Annotated in this window: 12 protein-coding genes, 1 tRNA gene and 1 pseudogene; 6 read left to right on the forward strand and 8 right to left on the reverse strand. The window is 31.6% G+C overall.

Annotated features, from left to right (window positions below; all coding sequences use genetic code 11):
• The first annotated feature begins 422 nt into the window (after window positions 1–422).
• Window positions 423–2,180, forward strand: a complete 1,758-nt coding sequence (locus Ctaglu_RS15280; protein WP_125003216.1) for an ABC transporter ATP-binding protein — start codon at window positions 423–425, stop codon at window positions 2,178–2,180.
• 1 nt (window position 2,181) lies between these two features.
• Window positions 2,182–3,888 (forward strand): ABC transporter ATP-binding protein, encoded by a 1,707-nt coding sequence (locus Ctaglu_RS15285; RefSeq protein ID WP_125003218.1) that lies wholly within the window; start codon window positions 2,182–2,184, stop codon window positions 3,886–3,888.
• Window positions 3,889–4,099: 211 nt separating this feature from the next.
• Here the strand turns inward: Ctaglu_RS15285 and Ctaglu_RS15290 are convergent, their stop codons facing one another.
• Complete coding sequence (locus Ctaglu_RS15290; RefSeq protein ID WP_125003220.1) at window positions 4,100–4,291, reverse strand: hypothetical protein; 192 nt, start codon at window positions 4,289–4,291, stop codon at window positions 4,100–4,102.
• A 434-nt stretch (window positions 4,292–4,725) separates the two neighbouring features.
• On the reverse strand, window positions 4,726–5,574 hold the full coding sequence (locus Ctaglu_RS15295) for a hypothetical protein (protein ID WP_125003222.1): 849 nt from the start codon (window positions 5,572–5,574) through the stop codon (window positions 4,726–4,728).
• A gap of 350 nt (window positions 5,575–5,924) precedes the next feature.
• Between Ctaglu_RS15295 and Ctaglu_RS15300 the strand changes: the two genes are divergently transcribed.
• Window positions 5,925–6,521, forward strand: a complete 597-nt coding sequence (locus Ctaglu_RS15300) for a TetR/AcrR family transcriptional regulator (protein ID WP_185732730.1) — start codon at window positions 5,925–5,927, stop codon at window positions 6,519–6,521.
• Window positions 6,522–6,614: 93 nt separating this feature from the next.
• On the opposite strand, the gene Ctaglu_RS15305 is transcribed toward Ctaglu_RS15300, so the two are convergent.
• The 3 genes from Ctaglu_RS15305 to Ctaglu_RS15315 all read right to left on the reverse strand — a co-directional run bounded on the left by Ctaglu_RS15305 (window position 6,615) and on the right by Ctaglu_RS15315 (window position 10,241).
• Complete coding sequence (locus Ctaglu_RS15305) at window positions 6,615–7,934, reverse strand: amino acid permease (RefSeq protein WP_125003226.1); 1,320 nt, start codon at window positions 7,932–7,934, stop codon at window positions 6,615–6,617.
• Between the two features lie 76 nt (window positions 7,935–8,010).
• A complete protein-coding gene (locus Ctaglu_RS15310; protein ID WP_125003228.1) occupies window positions 8,011–8,970 on the reverse strand; it encodes an L-threonine 3-dehydrogenase in 960 nt (319 codons plus the stop codon).
• Between the two features lie 77 nt (window positions 8,971–9,047).
• Window positions 9,048–10,241 (reverse strand): glycine C-acetyltransferase, encoded by a 1,194-nt coding sequence (locus Ctaglu_RS15315; protein WP_125003230.1) that lies wholly within the window; start codon window positions 10,239–10,241, stop codon window positions 9,048–9,050.
• A gap of 157 nt (window positions 10,242–10,398) precedes the next feature.
• On the opposite strand from Ctaglu_RS15315, the gene Ctaglu_RS25250 reads away from it, so the two are divergent.
• Together Ctaglu_RS25250 and ppaX are read left to right on the forward strand one after the other, a co-directional pair.
• Window positions 10,399–10,548 carry a hypothetical protein gene (locus Ctaglu_RS25250; RefSeq protein WP_185732731.1) on the forward strand — a complete coding sequence of 50 codons (150 nt, stop codon included), beginning with the start codon at window positions 10,399–10,401 and terminating at the stop codon, window positions 10,546–10,548.
• A gap of 574 nt (window positions 10,549–11,122) precedes the next feature.
• Window positions 11,123–11,770: a pyrophosphatase PpaX gene (gene ppaX / locus Ctaglu_RS15320; RefSeq protein ID WP_125003232.1), complete on the forward strand. Its 648-nt coding sequence runs from the start codon at window positions 11,123–11,125 to the stop codon at window positions 11,768–11,770.
• Window positions 11,771–11,954: 184 nt separating this feature from the next.
• Here the strand turns inward: ppaX and Ctaglu_RS15325 are convergent.
• A pseudogene (locus Ctaglu_RS15325) lies at window positions 11,955–13,613 on the reverse strand (oleate hydratase); the annotation flags it as partial.
• Window positions 13,614–14,024: 411 nt separating this feature from the next.
• On the opposite strand from Ctaglu_RS15325, the gene Ctaglu_RS15330 reads away from it, so the two are divergent.
• Window positions 14,025–14,930: an MBL fold metallo-hydrolase gene (locus Ctaglu_RS15330; protein ID WP_125003236.1), complete on the forward strand. Its 906-nt coding sequence runs from the start codon at window positions 14,025–14,027 to the stop codon at window positions 14,928–14,930.
• 46 nt (window positions 14,931–14,976) lie between these two features.
• Here Ctaglu_RS15330 and Ctaglu_RS15335 read toward each other — a convergent pair.
• Window positions 14,977–15,061 (reverse strand) — tRNA-Leu (locus tag Ctaglu_RS15335).
• Window positions 15,062–15,149: 88 nt separating this feature from the next.
• A complete protein-coding gene (locus Ctaglu_RS15340; RefSeq protein ID WP_125003238.1) occupies window positions 15,150–15,947 on the reverse strand; it encodes a hypothetical protein in 798 nt (265 codons plus the stop codon).
• Window positions 15,948–16,157 lie beyond the last annotated feature (210 nt).

The raw sequence follows: 16,157 nt of genomic DNA on the forward strand, positions 1-16,157 counted from the left end.
CATTGGAATTCGCAAACACAAGAAAAGGCTATTGGAGAATTTCCAACAGCCCAATTATGACTCGCTCATTAACAAATGATACTTTAAAGAGACGTAACTACATATTCTTTTCGGATTATTATAGCCACGTTAAACCGTAAACTAATGAAACGCCGTATACCGAACGGTACGTACGGTGTTGTGAAAGGGGCGAAACATTTTAATTGTTAGCCTCTATTCGATTTTATGGGAACGTGAAAAGCTAAGCAAATCCTTGTTTGTTGTTAAAAAACTCTAAATAGCAATCCAAATTTAATAACTGATATTAAATATCAAATGAAAAGCAATTTCAAAAAGGTACATTTACAAATTAATGGAGTAGATAATATTTCTGCCATGAAGTATTCTTTAGTTACAAAAAAAAGAAATGGCAGGTGAAAGTTGTGAATGAAAAAAAACAAAATTCTTTATCAATATTATTTAAATGGGCAGGAAAAGAAAAATACAAGCTATACTTTTCTATGTTTTGTGGCTTTGTAAGTGGGTTAATGGTGATAGCTCCATATATTGCAATATACAAAATTATAGAAAATATATATTTTAAACAACTAACGAGAGAAATACTACTTCAATATAGTATTTTACTAACAATTTCAATTATATTAAGATATTTTTTTATGGCAGTTGGCATAGTAGCCTCTCATAAGGGAGCCTATAATGCACTTTATAATGTTAGATGTATGATTATAAATCATATGGCAAAAATACCTTTAGGATATCTTAATGAAAAAAGTGCTGGAGAAATTAAAAAAGTAATTAGTGAAGACATAGAAAAGTTGGAACTTTTCTTAGCACACCATCTTTCAGAAATTTTTATGTATTTAAGTGGACCAATAGCTATATTTGGTTATTTATGTACTGTAAATCCTATTTTAGCTCTTATTACGCTAATTCCAATACCTATTTGTGTATTATTGCAGTTTATGATGTTTAAAGGTCAAAGCACTAGAATGAATGAATTAAACAAGGTAACTGGAAATTTAAATTCAGTAATGATTGAATATATAAATGGAATGAAACTTATAAAAGCTTACGATATGGGGGCTGATTCTTATAAGAAGTATAAAGGAGCTATTGATGAGCAACATAGTTTATGGAAGAAAATTGCTTATAAAATGGGACCCTTGTATGCAGTTTTTGTAATAGTCCTTCAATGTGGAGTTGTATTTGTAATTCCTATAGGTGGGTTCATGTACAATCATGGAAGTGCTAAAGCTGGGGCTTTAATATTATTTGCATTTGTAGGAAGCCTTTATCTATCAGAACTTCGTCCGTTAATGGAACTTGGTTCAAATTTTTCTCAGGTTCTTAATGGAATTAATAATGCAAAAGCAATTATCGAAATACCTGCTTATGAAAAGGGGGACAAGGCGTTTCCAAATAATACAGAAATTAAACTTAAGGATGTAAGCTTTTCCTATGATGGAAAGATAAATATTTTAAATAAAGTTAACCTTACTATTAAAGCTGGCGAAAAAATAGCTTTTGTAGGAAGGTCTGGAGCTGGAAAAAGTACCATGATGCAGCTTATTTCAAGGTCTTTTGATACAAATAAGGGGAGAATTTTAATAGGCGGAAAGGATATAAAAGAGATAGATTATGAAACTCTTCTTCAAAATATATCCATAGTGTTTCAAAATACTTTCTTAACAAAAGAAAGCATACTTGAAAATATAAAAATGGGTAAAGAGGCAAGCCTTCATGAAGTAAAGACGGCAGCTAAAAAAGCACAGATTCATGATTTTATTGAAAGTCTTCCAGAAGGATATGATACGAAAGTAGGGAGTTATGGATCGCGTTTTAGTGGAGGAGAAAAACAAAGGATTGCCATTGCAAGAGCAATACTTAAAAATGCACCAATACTTATACTTGATGAAGCTACCTCAGCTGCGGATCCAGAAAAGCAACAGGAAATAGATGTGGCTATAGATGATTTGTGCAAAAATAAGACAGTAATTATTATTGCTCATAGACTTAATATAGTGAGAAAATGTGATAGAGTGGCCATAGTAGAAAATAATACAGTAACAGATATAGGAGTTCATGATGAACTATTAAAAACCAATGAGTATTATAGACAAATATGGGACTTTTATGATAAATCTAAGAATATTCAGTATTCTGTAAAGGCAGGTGAATAACATGGAAAATCATACGTGGATAAAAAAGGATAAAAGATTAATTGTTTCAATTTTTCTTAATATAATAGAAGGGATACTTACAGGTTCTGTTCTTGGAAGCATATTTTTAACCATAGATTCATTATTTCAAAATAAATTTGATTTAAGTAAGCTGATAAACTTATGTATATTAGTAGCATGCATATTCATTGTACGTTTAGTATTGTATTCTATAGGATATACATTAGGGCATGTGGGTGCGTCATCTACGGCAAAAGGTATAAGACTTTTCCTCGGAAATAAGATAAAAAATCTTCCTCTTATAAATTTTTCAAAATATAAGACAGGAGAATTTATTAATGTAGTAACTCATGATGTAAATAACTACGAAGATATCTTAGGCCATAAAACTGGAGAAATAGCTAAAAATTTAACTTTAAGTACTGTAACCTTATTATTTTTATGCAGTGTTGATATTAGTATTGGTGCAGTAAATTTAATTATTGCCTTGTTAATTATTCCTTTCATGATTATATCTTCTAAAATGGTAAAGAAGTATGGAGGAATGAAAAAGGATATACTCAATGATAATGTTAGTGATTTAGTTGAATATATAAATGGTATCCAAACCTTTAGAAGTTATGGACTTGGTGGAGTAAAAAATAAAAAAATAAATAGATCATTAAAGAATATAAGTGATATAAGTTATAAATTTGAATCTAAAGTAGTACCCATAGGTTGTATTTATAGGGTAGTAGAAGATATAAGTGTCCCATTATCCATTATTCTTGGAGGGTACCAATGGATTTTGGGTGAAATATCCTCTTCGCAGTATGTTATTTGTGTAATTTTAGCATTGTTTATATCACAACTTATGGGGAATCTATTTATAGATTTAACCAGTTATAAAAATCTTATGATTTCAAAAAAATCTATGGATAATTTGGCAAAACAAAAGGAAGATACTTACTTAGAAATTGAATTTGACCCAGCTAATTATGATATTGAATTTAAAAATGTTTCTTTTAATTATATAAAAGATCAACCTATTTTAAAAAATATAAGTTTTAAAGCCAAAAATGGTGAACTTACTGCTATTGTAGGAGATTCAGGATCTGGAAAATCTACAATACTTAACCTTATTTCAAAATTTTATGAAATAGAGCAGGGTGATATAAAAATAGGAGGAGTAAATACTAAGAATATCAATGGGGAGAGAGTCCTTAAAAATGTTTCAATGGTATATCAAGATGTTTTCTTATTTAATGATAGCATAAAAAATAATATAAGATTTGCAAAACCTGAGGCTTCAGACCAAGAAATAGTAAGTGCGTGTAAAGCTTCCAATTGTCATGAGTTTATTTCAAAGTTAGAAAAGGGATATGATACTTTCATTGGTGAAAATGGGAATAGGCTATCAGGCGGAGAAAAACAGCGTATTTCTATTGCAAGAGCGATACTTAAAGATAGTCCCATAATTCTTCTTGATGAAGCTACAGCATCTTTGGATATAGAAAATGAATTATATGTTAAGGAAGCAATATCAAAGCTTATAAGTAAAAATAAAACCTTAATTATAATTGCCCATAATCTTTCTGTAGTTAAAAACGCAGATAATATTTTAGTTGTATCTGATGGCAAAATTATTGAACAAGGTAATCATGAAAAACTTATAAAAAAACGTGGAAAATATTATTCAATGTGGGGAGTTGAAACGTCTATACATTGACGTGGTGTTAGTATTGCAGTTCCGCAGGAGATGATAAATAGGATGATATATTTAATATACCATCCTTTGTAGAAATATAAATATTTCTTAAACATGCACATTTTATACTGAAATTACATACAATATAATTGTTTAGTCTATATGATAGAGATACCGCAGGACACAACAGATTAAGAATCAGTAGTTTAAAATAGATAGTACGCCTAACTATCTATTTTATTTTTTCAGGGTCTTTAGCCACTTCGATACCAAACTCTGTTTCAGACTGATCTGGCAATTTGGTACGAGCCTTTATATTAAAATTTACTTTATCTTTAGAAAAACAAATTACTGCGGATGTCACACAAAGAACAGCTATTAAGGTAATACAAAACAGCATGAACATTTGGATACTATCCGACATTTAATTCTTACCCCCCTCCAAATTTGTTCCTGCGGTGTCCCATAATTAGGGAGGTATTAAATCTATTGTGAAAATATTAACTACATGTAAAAATATGGTATAAGTATAATATATACCTATTTTGAATTTAATTCAATATTTAATATAATACAATAAACTACAAGAAATATCCTTTTTTTGTTCGTTCTATCCTTCGTTTAGGTACTAAAATGTATTATATATTTTCATTTCTATGTTTGGAATACTGCTTGAATATTTAATCATTATACATAAAAAACATGCAATAAATAGCAATAAAAATTTTTAAGTTTTTGTTGCTATTTAGTATATTTGACTTACACAGTAAAAGCGAAAAGGTTATCCTTAGAAGTATCATTTTTATCGTAGGAAATGTCACCTTTATTTATTAAGAAATTTGTTGGGGGATTATGAGCTTAGGAGCTTATGGATTCAACTTGGCCACGGCGGAAGCTGACTCTAGATTTTCCAGTGTGAAGCTGCCAAGTGTGCCAGAATACATAAGGTATAATCAATATTGCGTTTATGATACCCCAATATTTCAAGACATTTGGATTGAACCATGCTGAAGAATCCATTATTGCAGGGAATAGGTTTGGTAGGCAGGCGCGAAATAGCATATGTGTTGCCAATGTGTATACCCTAGAAGTAATGTAAAGTTCTGGACGTCCTTTGATAATTGGATATATTTCCGCAGCCATTAGGATACATACTGAACTTGCAAAGAAACTATGACTTTCACCATACACGAAGCATAAATTCCAGGTTGTATATAGGAAGTTCCAAGCAATTGTAGTGTATGAGATTAGATCGCCACGGTCTCCATGCTCTGAGGATAGCTTCCAAAACTTTGGAGCATAGGGCATAGTTACGCAAAGTAAGAAACCACAGAGTGAGTTGAAGTAGTTTCCTGTTTGAAGATCTTTCACAGTGGCTTCCATGATATTAAGAAATAGAACACCAAAGAGGACCCAAAGCACCCAGTCTTTTTGCAGTGCTGTCCAAAATTTGCCCTGCCTCTTTTCATAGTGGGCAACTCTAGAAAATCCTAAAAATATGGTTGGAATTATAACGCTTATAATTTTAAACCAACGAAACCAACCTACTACTCCTCCTGACATAAGCCAAATCGGAAAAGTTAATAGTGATGCAAGCCAGAACCAGTTTGAAAACTTGCAGTATTTGCGCATGCAACCTACGATAAACATGAGTAATGTAAAATACGAAGCCATGGAAAGTACATACTTCCATACAGGAATGTTCATAATAATGCCCCCCTTTTTTTCATAAAATCACAAAATGCACAGAATACTAATATTTAGTAATCCGTCAAGTGAGGGACATTGAAATAAACAACAAGTCAGTATGTATGCTAGTCTATTTTCATGTCCCTAAGATAAATAATGCAGTTGTATTGTTTAAGATGTAAAGCATAACATAACAAGTGTTCGGTATAATAATTAGTATAGCACCATTTATACGATTGTCAATATATAACTGTGAAAAAATCCTATATTACAAAAAATAAGGAATATTTTATTTTTATAGAAGAGATGAAATGTAAGAAATATGTTATAATTGGATGGGAAACAATAGGCTTGGAGGTGTAAAGCACATGTCAATAGATGGGAAATCGCGTATTATTCAGGCGGCTAAGTGTGTCATTAGTCGAAGTGGTATAGCTGGTGCCACCATGCGAGGTATTGCTGAAGAGGCAGGTCTTAGTACCGGGGCTATATACCATTATTACAGAAGCAAAGAAGATATTCTTTATGAAGTAATGGATGAGAGTCTTTCTGAAACATTGCGCATAGCTGAGAAATCCAAGGGAGTAAAACGCAGTAGTGAGGAGCTTATTGAAGAAATATTTGAAAATATAGTTAAACGATTTGAAAAGACTGATGAAAATCGTATTCAGTTATATCTAGCTCAGGAAGCCATTCAGGGCAACTCTGAACTTAAAGAAAAATTCAAGGATAAATATCAAGAATGGGTAAGTAGGACAGAAGAATTAATGCAGCATATGTATGGGAAAGTACCTACTAAATATAATAAGGCATTGTCATCCCTTCTTATTGGAGCAATAGATGGCATTGTTATGCAATTTCTACTGGGTGCAAATCCAGCGGAATTAGATGACATTTTAAAAGTATATCATCATATTCTTAAAGATGGAATTCCAAATTTTTTAGACCAATTGGCTGAAATATAAAATGGACTTTAAAAAAACTTAAAAAAATTAAATTAAATAGAATATGAGCCTAAATTTTAATTCACTGCGAATTGAGATTTAGGCTTTTATATTTTATTTAGCAGTTTTATTTTTTCTCATATAATATATAGGTAATCCTATTGCTGTAACTACAAGACCTAATCCTGCATTAAGAGGTTGAGTAAACATAGTATTTATTATTATATAAAGTCCTCCTACTATAGCTATAATGGGAATTACAGGATAAAGAGGTACTTTATAAGGTCTTATAAGATCTGGTTTCTTCTTCCTAAGAACCATTACTGCAATAAATGTCATGACATAGAAAATCCAAAGTACAAATACTAACAAATCTGTTAATTGATTAAAATTTCCTGATAATGTCATTACTATTGCGATAACTCCAATTAAAATACCAGAGTTGATTGGAGTACTAGTTTTAGGAGTTAATTTTGATAACCATTTACTCCCCGGTAATTTATTTTCTAGTGCCAAAGCATATGGAACTCTCATTCCTGTTAGTATATTACCATTTAAAGTTCCAAATATTGATACCAAAATTCCAACGGTAATAACTTTTCCACCAGCTGCTCCAAAAAGTAATGTTGCTACATCTGTAGCTGGCGTTTTTGTTGCTGCAAGTGCAGATGCCGGTAATACAAATAGATACGCCATATTAATCAATATGTAGGCAGCCATTACAAATAACAGTCCACCAATAATTGCTTTTGGCAAATCTTTTTTTGGATTTTTTAATTCACCTGCTATATTTCCAACGTGTATCCAACCATCATAAGCAAACATGGTTGCTAAAAGTGCTGACCCCAAACTTGTAGCTATTGGATGGGTAGCAACTGACACTGGAAATAACCTTACTACTCCACCATTACCATTAATAAATCCAAAAACGATAATTGCAAGTATAGGAACCATTTTACCTATTGTAAATACAGTTTGAATATTTCCACCAACTTTTGCGCCTAAACAATTCATAACTATTAAAAATATAATGCTTATTATTGCTATTATAATTAACATTTCATCACCCAAGCCTAACAATGAAACCGCTTGGGTTGCAAATATTATTCCGAGTGCAGCTATATTGGCTGGGAAAGATATCACTGTTTCAACCCAACCTAATAGGAATCCCCAAACTTCTCCATATGTTTCCTCGAGCCAAACTATCATTCCACCAGTTTTAGGTATTGCAGCTGCCACTTCGGCTGCTGTAAGTCCTCCAGCTATAGTTATTAATCCTCCGATAATCCATGCAATCATTCCCAGGCCTGGTGCTCCCGTTGCAGTATAAATAGCTGTAGGTTTAAAGAATACTCCTGAACCTATAACCATGCCTATAACAACTGCACTTGCTGCTAAGAGGCCAATTTCTTTTTTTAATGTGTTTTTTCCCAATTAAATTTCCTCCCTTACATGTTATTTTAATGTACATTTTTATTAATTTAGGGTTATAGAACTTCTTAAATAAATATTATTTAGCGCCAATTCCTTTAGCACTTAATTTTTCAAGCATATCTGTAGTCATTTTTGCCAAATCATATTCAGCTTTAAAACCCCACTCATTTTTAGCACAAGTTGGATCAATTGAATTTGGCCATGAATTAGCAATTCCTTGTCTTATTGGATCTACATTATAATCCATAATAAAACCTGGTATATGTTTTTTAATTTCAGCAGCTATTTCTTCTGGTTCAAAACTCATAGCTGTAATATTAAATGCATTTCTGTGAATCAATTTTGAACCATCAGCTTCCATTATTTTAATTATTGCATTTATTGCATCTGGCATATACATCATATCCATTTTTGTTCCTTCACCAATAAATGAAGTGTATTTACCAGATTTTAATGCTTCATAATATATATCAACAGCATAGTCGGTTGTTCCTCCGCCTGGAAGAACTTCATAAGAAATTAGTCCTGGGAAACGTACTCCTCTTGTATCAACTCCAAATTTCTTAAAGTAATAATCACATAATAATTCTCCTGCAACTTTGTTTACACCATACATAGTTGTTGGTCTTTGAATTGTATCTTGAGGAGTATTATCTTTAGGTGTAGATGGACCAAAGGCACCTATAGAACTTGGGGTAAAGAACTGGCAATTTAATTCTCTAGCAACTTCTAAAGCGTTTACGAGTCCACCCATATTTAAATTCCAAGCCAGCAGTGGTTTCGCTTCAGCAGTTGCTGATAATAAAGCTGCTAAATGAACTAATGTATCTATTTCATATTTTTTAGCAAGCTCGAGCATAGTTTTATGATCAGTTACATCTAACAATTCAAAGGGGCCGTTCATAACTACTGGGTTACCCTCTAGCTTTCTTAAATCTGTAGCTATTACATTATCATTACCATAAATTTCTCTCATTTTCATTACGAGTTCTGAACCTATTTGCCCTAATGCTCCTGTTACTAATATTTTTTTCATTTGTTTCCCTCCCTATTAACTGATTATTGTTGACAATTTGTATTAATTAGGTGCTTTGCTGGAATTTGATATAAATTTTATTTTATAACATTCATTTCTCTACCAACTTTTGCATAAATAGCTAGTGCTTCATCTAACATTTCTTTTGTATGCGCTGCGGTGGGCATATTTCTCACTCTACCAGTACCTTTTGTAACAGTTGGGAATACTATTGATTTTGCGTAAACCCCTTCTTCAAAAAGTTTCTTACTAAATTCTTGAGTTTTAAGTTCATCTCCTATAATGCATGGAGTAATTGGAGTTTCACTATTTCCAATATTAAAACCAAGCCCTTTTAAACCCTTCTTTAAATAATTTGCATTCACCCAAAGTTTATCATGCAATTCAGTACTTTCTGTAAGAATGTTAATAGCTTCAATAGCAGCACCTGCTGCTCCTGGGGTTAGTGATGTTGAGAATAGGAATGGTCTAGCACGAACCATCAGCCAATCTATCAAGTCCTGTGTTCCAGCCACATATCCTCCTACAACTCCAATTGCCTTAGATAGTGTTCCGATTTGAAAATCAATTTTATCTGACAAACCAAAGTGATGCACAGTACCTGTACCTTTTCCCATTACTCCTGAACCGTGAGCGTCATCTACGTATGTTATTAAGTCGAATTCTTCTGCTATTTTTACAATTTCCGGAAGCTTAGCAACATCACCATCCATAGAGAATACACCGTCAGTAATAACCATAATTTTTTCATATAAGCCTGATTCTACTGCCTCTTTTGCCTTATTTCTTAAATCTACCATATCTGAATGTTCTACCCTTATGATTTTGGCACCAGATAATCTGCACCCATCAATTATTGATGCATGGTTTAAGGAATCTGAAAGAATAGCATCTTTTTTGTTCATTACTGCTGAAATTGCTCCCATATTGCAATTAAATCCTGACTGGAAAGCAATAGCTGCTTCTGTATGTTTAAATTTAGCAAGTTTTTGTTCTAATTCAGTATGAATTTCTAAAGTACCATTTATTGTTCTAACGGCACCTGCTCCTGAACCATATTTCTTAGTTGCTACAATTGTAGCTTCAATCATTCTAGGGTTAGTAGCAAGACCTAAATAGTTGTTTGAAGAAAGGTTTATTAATGTTTTGTCTCCAATTGTAATTATTGGTCCATTTTCGCTCTTTAAAACATTTATTACGTTATATAAACCTTTACATTTCAAATCATCTAAATTTTCTTTTAAGAATTTTCCTAATATTTTACTTCCCATGCTAACATACCTCCAAATTATTTTATATTGCCATAATATCTTAAGCCCTTCGTAAATACTAGGAGTAAATTATGGAAATGCGCCTGTTTAGATAGTTAGATATGGAGATTTTGAAAATAAAAACAGATGTTAATGAAGCCACCTATTAAAGAAAATAATGAAAAATTATAAGGAAGTTGTAATAGTTGCGGATCATTCTAAAATAGCAGATATTCAGAATGTTAATGTAATAGTTTCTGATGAAGAACCGCCTAATGAGTGGAGTAATAGTTTGAATGAATATGGAATTGAGTGGATTAAAGCATAATTTGTGTAGTGGGGTAGTAGCGACTACCTAAAAAAGGAGTTCAATTTATGAACTCCTTTTTAGTATATAATATATTTAATTTTGAACTATGTCGAGTGTAGCAACTGTTTTTCAATTAAAGTATTTTTCTTTGTCTTATAACATATCTTAAAGACCTCTTACTTATAAAACTGTACTACCCTCTAAAAACTCTGAAAATTTAATTTGAACCATTGGACTATCCCCTTTCTATTAGCAAGTTTTTGTTTATCTAATGAAAGTTAATATCTAAGTGGAATCACTTCCACTTGTTGTACTGGTATTAAATTTTGTTATTTTGTCTATGAATTGATAATAACATGGAAAAAGGTATTTGTAAAGAGTTATTTTTAAATAATAATTAATATTATATAAATAATAAAAAATTGGGGAATGAGGGTGTAGTGTTTAGGTAAATAGTGCATAAGGTAAGAAAAAACGATATAATAAAATAAGTTCAGAAACTAATTGCTATTGTAAATAAGTGATGTAGAATTGATAATATAAAAAAATATTATAGTAACTCTGCTACTGGAGTTAAGAAGGAGAAAATTTTATGGCTATTCGGAATATTTTGTTTGATTTAGATGGGACGTTGTTAGATACTAATGAATTAATTATACAATCATTTCAACATACTTATCAAAAGCACTTGAATAAACAGGTGGATAAAGAGAAAATCATTAAAAACTTTGGGGAAATTTTAAAAATTACATTAGATAGGGAATTTGGTGTGGCAAGTGAAGAAGCTATTAAAACATATAGAAGCTTTCAAATTGAAAATTTCGAAAAGCTAATTACCATCCACAGTGGTATAAAGGAAGGGGTAATAGAGCTTCATAAACAAGGGTATAAGCTTGGAATAGTAACCTCGCGTTTAAATGATTCCGCCCTTAGGGGATTAAACCATTTTGGACTTAAAGATTATTTTGAAAGTATTGTAGGAGCAGATAATACTGATGTACATAAGCCAGATCCTACTCCAGCATTTATGGCTTTAAAGGAATTGGGAGGAAAACCTGAGGAGACATTGCTTGTGGGTGATAGTCCCTACGATATTTTATGCGGAAAGAATGCAGGGATTGCATCTGTGCTTGTTGGGTGGAGTGCACTACCTATGGATCTTCTTCTTAAGTATGAGCCTGATTATGTTGTAGATAGCATGGAAGAACTGGTGTCATTGGTTGGAAAATTAAAGGATTAATCCGAATTATCGGATTAATCCTTTCTCAATTGATGCATATAGTCTTTGATGGATATTTAGATAATTCATTCTGCGGTAAGCTAATTCAAACAATTTGTTGCCAATTAAGGGCGTACCATTTGGTATTGTAGCCAAAGCTGAAAAAGATGGTTTTAAAGCCCATGACTCCTTAATATTATTTAAATTATTTTAGTAATGATTTTATTGCAACTAGTTCTTCACGTAGGTTACCATCCTTCATCATTTCAAGTCCGGAATTAAGTAGTACGCGAACATCATGCTGTCCTTTATAAATAGGGGTTAGTCTTTTATTTAGATTTAGGAATTTATAAACAGCAATTTGTGCACCTCTTACGGAATAATCCATAGTAAATACTACATCATCTTTTATTTCACAGAATTGTCCAAGTAATGCTAAGTTAGTTGAACCTTCTGGTATGTTTGCTGGTCTATCACCCTTTGCTCTAGTTAAAAATTGTGCCGTTGTAAAAGGTAATATACATGGAATACAAATAGATGTTTTAAGAATCTTCTTCATATCATCTTTAAAGTTTAGGTGATATAATACCTCAGTTAATATTTCCTCACCAGTACAATCTACCATTCTCTTCTTTATGAAATCACCCTTTGCATATGGGAACAGTGAATATCCCCAGATAATTTGTACAGTATCAGGTTGATTAAGAAAATGTGGTTGATTGTGTAAAACTATTGTCATGAGCCATGAGGAATCTCTAAATGTCATATGAGCACCAGTACCGGGCTTATTTCCTGAGAATTCTACTATTTTCTTAAACATTGTTGGGTCTTTAAGGGTAACTGTGAAAGACTCCCACATTGATTCTTCTACACGGTCATCAAAAACCTGTGGCTTACCAAACTCAGGACGTCCATTGGCTATTTTCTCCCAAAGCTCCCATGCTCCACCTACATGTTTGTCATTAATTTTTGCCGGAGTAGTCATAGATCCAAGGCTTGTACCAGCAGTTAAAGAACCAATAGTAACAAAAGCAAAATCCTTATTTCCAATTTCTATTCTAGTTTCTTTTCCGTTTTTAACACATTTGAATGCTGTAACTGTAGTTTCAGTATCTGATGGCTTAAATTCTAAATCAGTTACGCTACAGTTTAATTCAAAATTAACACCTTGTGACTTTAACCATTCTGTCATAGGTAATAACATTGAATCATATTGATTGTATGGTGTACGGCGTATTCCAGATAAATCTTTTAAACGTGGTAATTCTTGAATAAATCTATGAATATATCTCTTCAATTCTACAGCACTGTGCCAAGTCTCAAATGCAAAGAGTGTAGTCCACTGAAGCCAAAAATTTGTTTTGAAAAATGAGTCTGGGAAACACTCTTGAATAGTTTTTGTGCCCAAAGAATCTTCTGAGTTTACAATTATATCCATCAATGCAAGTCTATCAGCGCGAACAAACCCTAAAGTTGATACATCAGTTATTTTAGCATCATTATCTATTAATCTTGCCTTTGCAGAGGTATGAATTTTTTTGTTAAAAGCATTAAATTCATCCAAGATTGAAACTTTAGGATCGGTTAATGAAGGTATACTTTCCATTATTCCAAAAGTACAAGCATAAGCTTCCCTATCAAACATTCTTCCACCACGAATTACATAACCATGCTCAGCATCACCATTTCCATCCATACTACCACCTGTTATATTTAATTCTTCATATATATGAATATTTTTACCTGGTACATGTCCATCTCTAATTAAATATATTGCAGCCGCCATCGATGCAAGTCCAGCACCAACCATGTAAGCATTTGTTTTTTCTACATCAATAGTTTGATCAAAATTAAATTTCATTTTAAACCCTCCATTTGAAAAATTATGCCATAAGCTATGAGCCTAAACAAATTTTATATTTACCAAGTTGTCAACTTGTTATAAGACCAGTATAAATCTAACCATAAATATTGGGTACAATCACTTTTGTAAAACTGTCTGAAAATTATACATATATGTTAAAGTGTATGGTTTTGCTTAAAAACTATAAAAAAAAGCCAATTGGCATTGATTATAAATATTCTGATGGTATTAATCCATCTTATACTGTATTATAGAAATACAAAACGTGAGATTTAAAATTTATTATTAATGTTTGTCATGAATGAGTTTTACTAAAAAAAAGAAAATGTACGTTAATAATAAAAAAAGAAAGGAAGTGACTATTTGGTGTTTTTGTGTACTAATAGCACACTATCTCGCTAAATATAATACATGGAAATAAAAGAAATAAAGGGAAATACATTTTGTATCGATACTGGAATGACATATATACCTTTTTATAAAATTAATAATGAAGAAATTATTATGTTGGATTCAGGGTGGGCAGAAGGTGAAAGAGAAGGAATAGATAAGCTTTTGGAAAAAAATAAGTTTAAGGTAGCTGCTATAATATGTAGCCATGCACATATAGATCATGTAGGAAATAATGAATATTTGAAGAAAAAATATAACTGTACTATAGCTATGCCAACCTATGAAGCTCTTATTTGCAGTTCCACAGTGAATCTCAAACTTTATTATAATATCCAAACATTATCCGAAGTTACAGAGCATTTTGGACATATGGTTTGTGAAACGGACATTATGATTTCGGATAACCAAGATAGCATAACTGTTCGGGATATTAAATTTAAGATTATACATACACCAGGGCACAGTCCAGCACATATATGTATCACTACCCCTGATGATGTTGCATATCTAGGGGACACTCTTATAAGTTATGAAGTAATGAGGGGTGCTAAAATGCCCTACGCTTATATACTCAGTGAGGATTTGAAAAGTAAATTAAAGCTTTATGACTTAAAATATAGCAAGTATGTGGTGGCACACAAAGGTATGTACGATGATATTACAGAACTGATAACTGATAATATAAACTTTTATAAGGGCAGGGCTTCAAGAATATATACTGTCATTGAGGGTTCTATGACAATGGAAGATATCCTCAAGGCTGTTATTGAAAATTTTAATATTCATGTAAAAAGCAAATATAGATATACCATAATAGTAAGAATGTTAAGGTCTTATGTTGAATATTTAAATGAAACAGGAATGATAGAGCTAAACATGGATAAGGGATTTCTTAAATATTCAAAAGCTTCATCATATATGTAGTAAATTTTGAGAAATAAAAAAAGCACTCATAAAATGAATACTTTTTTGGTGCAGATGACAGGAATTGAACCTGCACGCCGTAAAGCGCTAGATCCTAAGTCTAGTGCGTCTGCCAATTCCGCCACATCTGCGTAAATTATTATCAATGAAAACGTTTCATTGATAATAATTATGATATCATCTATCCCTATATATGTCAACATAATATTTTATTTATTTTTAAAGTAAAGCATTTATTATTTTGGTTTCATTGTCTTTAGTTATTGTGCCTACAGCAACAAGGGTATCTAGCCTTCTATGCAATTCTAGTTTTTGTGAATCATCATTGGAAATTTTAGCAAGATTTATTACCGCGGCCCTTTGATCACCATTGATAGTTCCTATTGAAATTAACTTATCAAGTTTGGATAGCAAAATATCATTAATAGTTTTAGAGGTAGATTTTTTACAATAGGTAAAGCTATTTAATATAGTGATTTCTTGATTTTTACTTATAATTTTATTTGTAACAAGGGTATCAATATCTATAAGCCCCTCTGTGCTAGCTTCAGAAGTAGGAAATAAATTCATAATTTCTTTTTTCTGAAGCTCAGTAATAGTTCCCAAATCTATAAGGCTGTTTAGTCTAGAACTAAAATTATCCTTAATAGCTTTTGAAATAGAATTTTTATAATTTGCAAAAAGATTGGTTATAATAGCTTCATCTGTTTTAGAAACCTCTCCAGTAGTAGATAATTTATCAATACTTGGGTTTGGTATTGGTTGTTTATAAGTTACAAGATATTTTATCACAGAGGCTTTTTGAAATTGATTAATACTGCCCGAAGTAACAAGACCATCTAATTTATTTATAATATTGATACTGTTTTTATAATGTTGCGCATTTGAAGTGTTGGTATTTCGTGATTCACTATTTGATGAAGTAAGTGCGTAAGCGGATGAACCTGAACCAGATACTGATACTATAATTGCTAGTGCAGCAATTTTGTTAAATTTAACTTCTTTTATTTTTTTCATTATTATTTCCTCCAATATGTATATTTTATTGTGTGAAATCTGAAATTTAATCATAAATATACCATATCTATAGCCTATTACATTTTAATGACAATGGGGTGGCAAAATTATTAACTTTTAATGAAGGCTATAAAAAACAAACTCTAGATTTTCATTGGGCTAAAAATCACTAAAGGTCAATTTTATAAAAGTCAAGTTTTATAGGAAAAA

This window comes from Clostridium tagluense (genome assembly GCF_003865095.1).
Classification (GTDB): Bacteria; Bacillota; Clostridia; order Clostridiales; family Clostridiaceae; genus Clostridium_AD; species Clostridium_AD tagluense.

Coding starts and splice junctions, on each gene's coding strand:
- Ctaglu_RS15285 (WP_125003218.1), top strand. CDS start 2,182: ATGGAAAATCATACGTGGATAAAAAAGGATAAAAGATTAATTGTTTCA.
- Ctaglu_RS15290 (WP_125003220.1), bottom strand. CDS start 4,291: ATGTCGGATAGTATCCAAATGTTCATGCTGTTTTGTATTACCTTAATA.
- Ctaglu_RS15295 (WP_125003222.1), bottom strand. CDS start 5,574: ATGAACATTCCTGTATGGAAGTATGTACTTTCCATGGCTTCGTATTTT.
- Ctaglu_RS15300 (WP_185732730.1), top strand. CDS start 5,925: ATGTCAATAGATGGGAAATCGCGTATTATTCAGGCGGCTAAGTGTGTC.
- Ctaglu_RS15310 (WP_125003228.1), bottom strand. CDS start 8,970: ATGAAAAAAATATTAGTAACAGGAGCATTAGGGCAAATAGGTTCAGAA.
- Ctaglu_RS15315 (WP_125003230.1), bottom strand. CDS start 10,241: ATGGGAAGTAAAATATTAGGAAAATTCTTAAAAGAAAATTTAGATGAT.
- Ctaglu_RS25250 (WP_185732731.1), top strand. CDS start 10,399: ATGAAAAATTATAAGGAAGTTGTAATAGTTGCGGATCATTCTAAAATA.
- ppaX (WP_125003232.1), top strand. CDS start 11,123: ATGGCTATTCGGAATATTTTGTTTGATTTAGATGGGACGTTGTTAGAT.
- Ctaglu_RS15330 (WP_125003236.1), top strand. CDS start 14,025: ATGGAAATAAAAGAAATAAAGGGAAATACATTTTGTATCGATACTGGA.
- Ctaglu_RS15340 (WP_125003238.1), bottom strand. CDS start 15,947: ATGAAAAAAATAAAAGAAGTTAAATTTAACAAAATTGCTGCACTAGCA.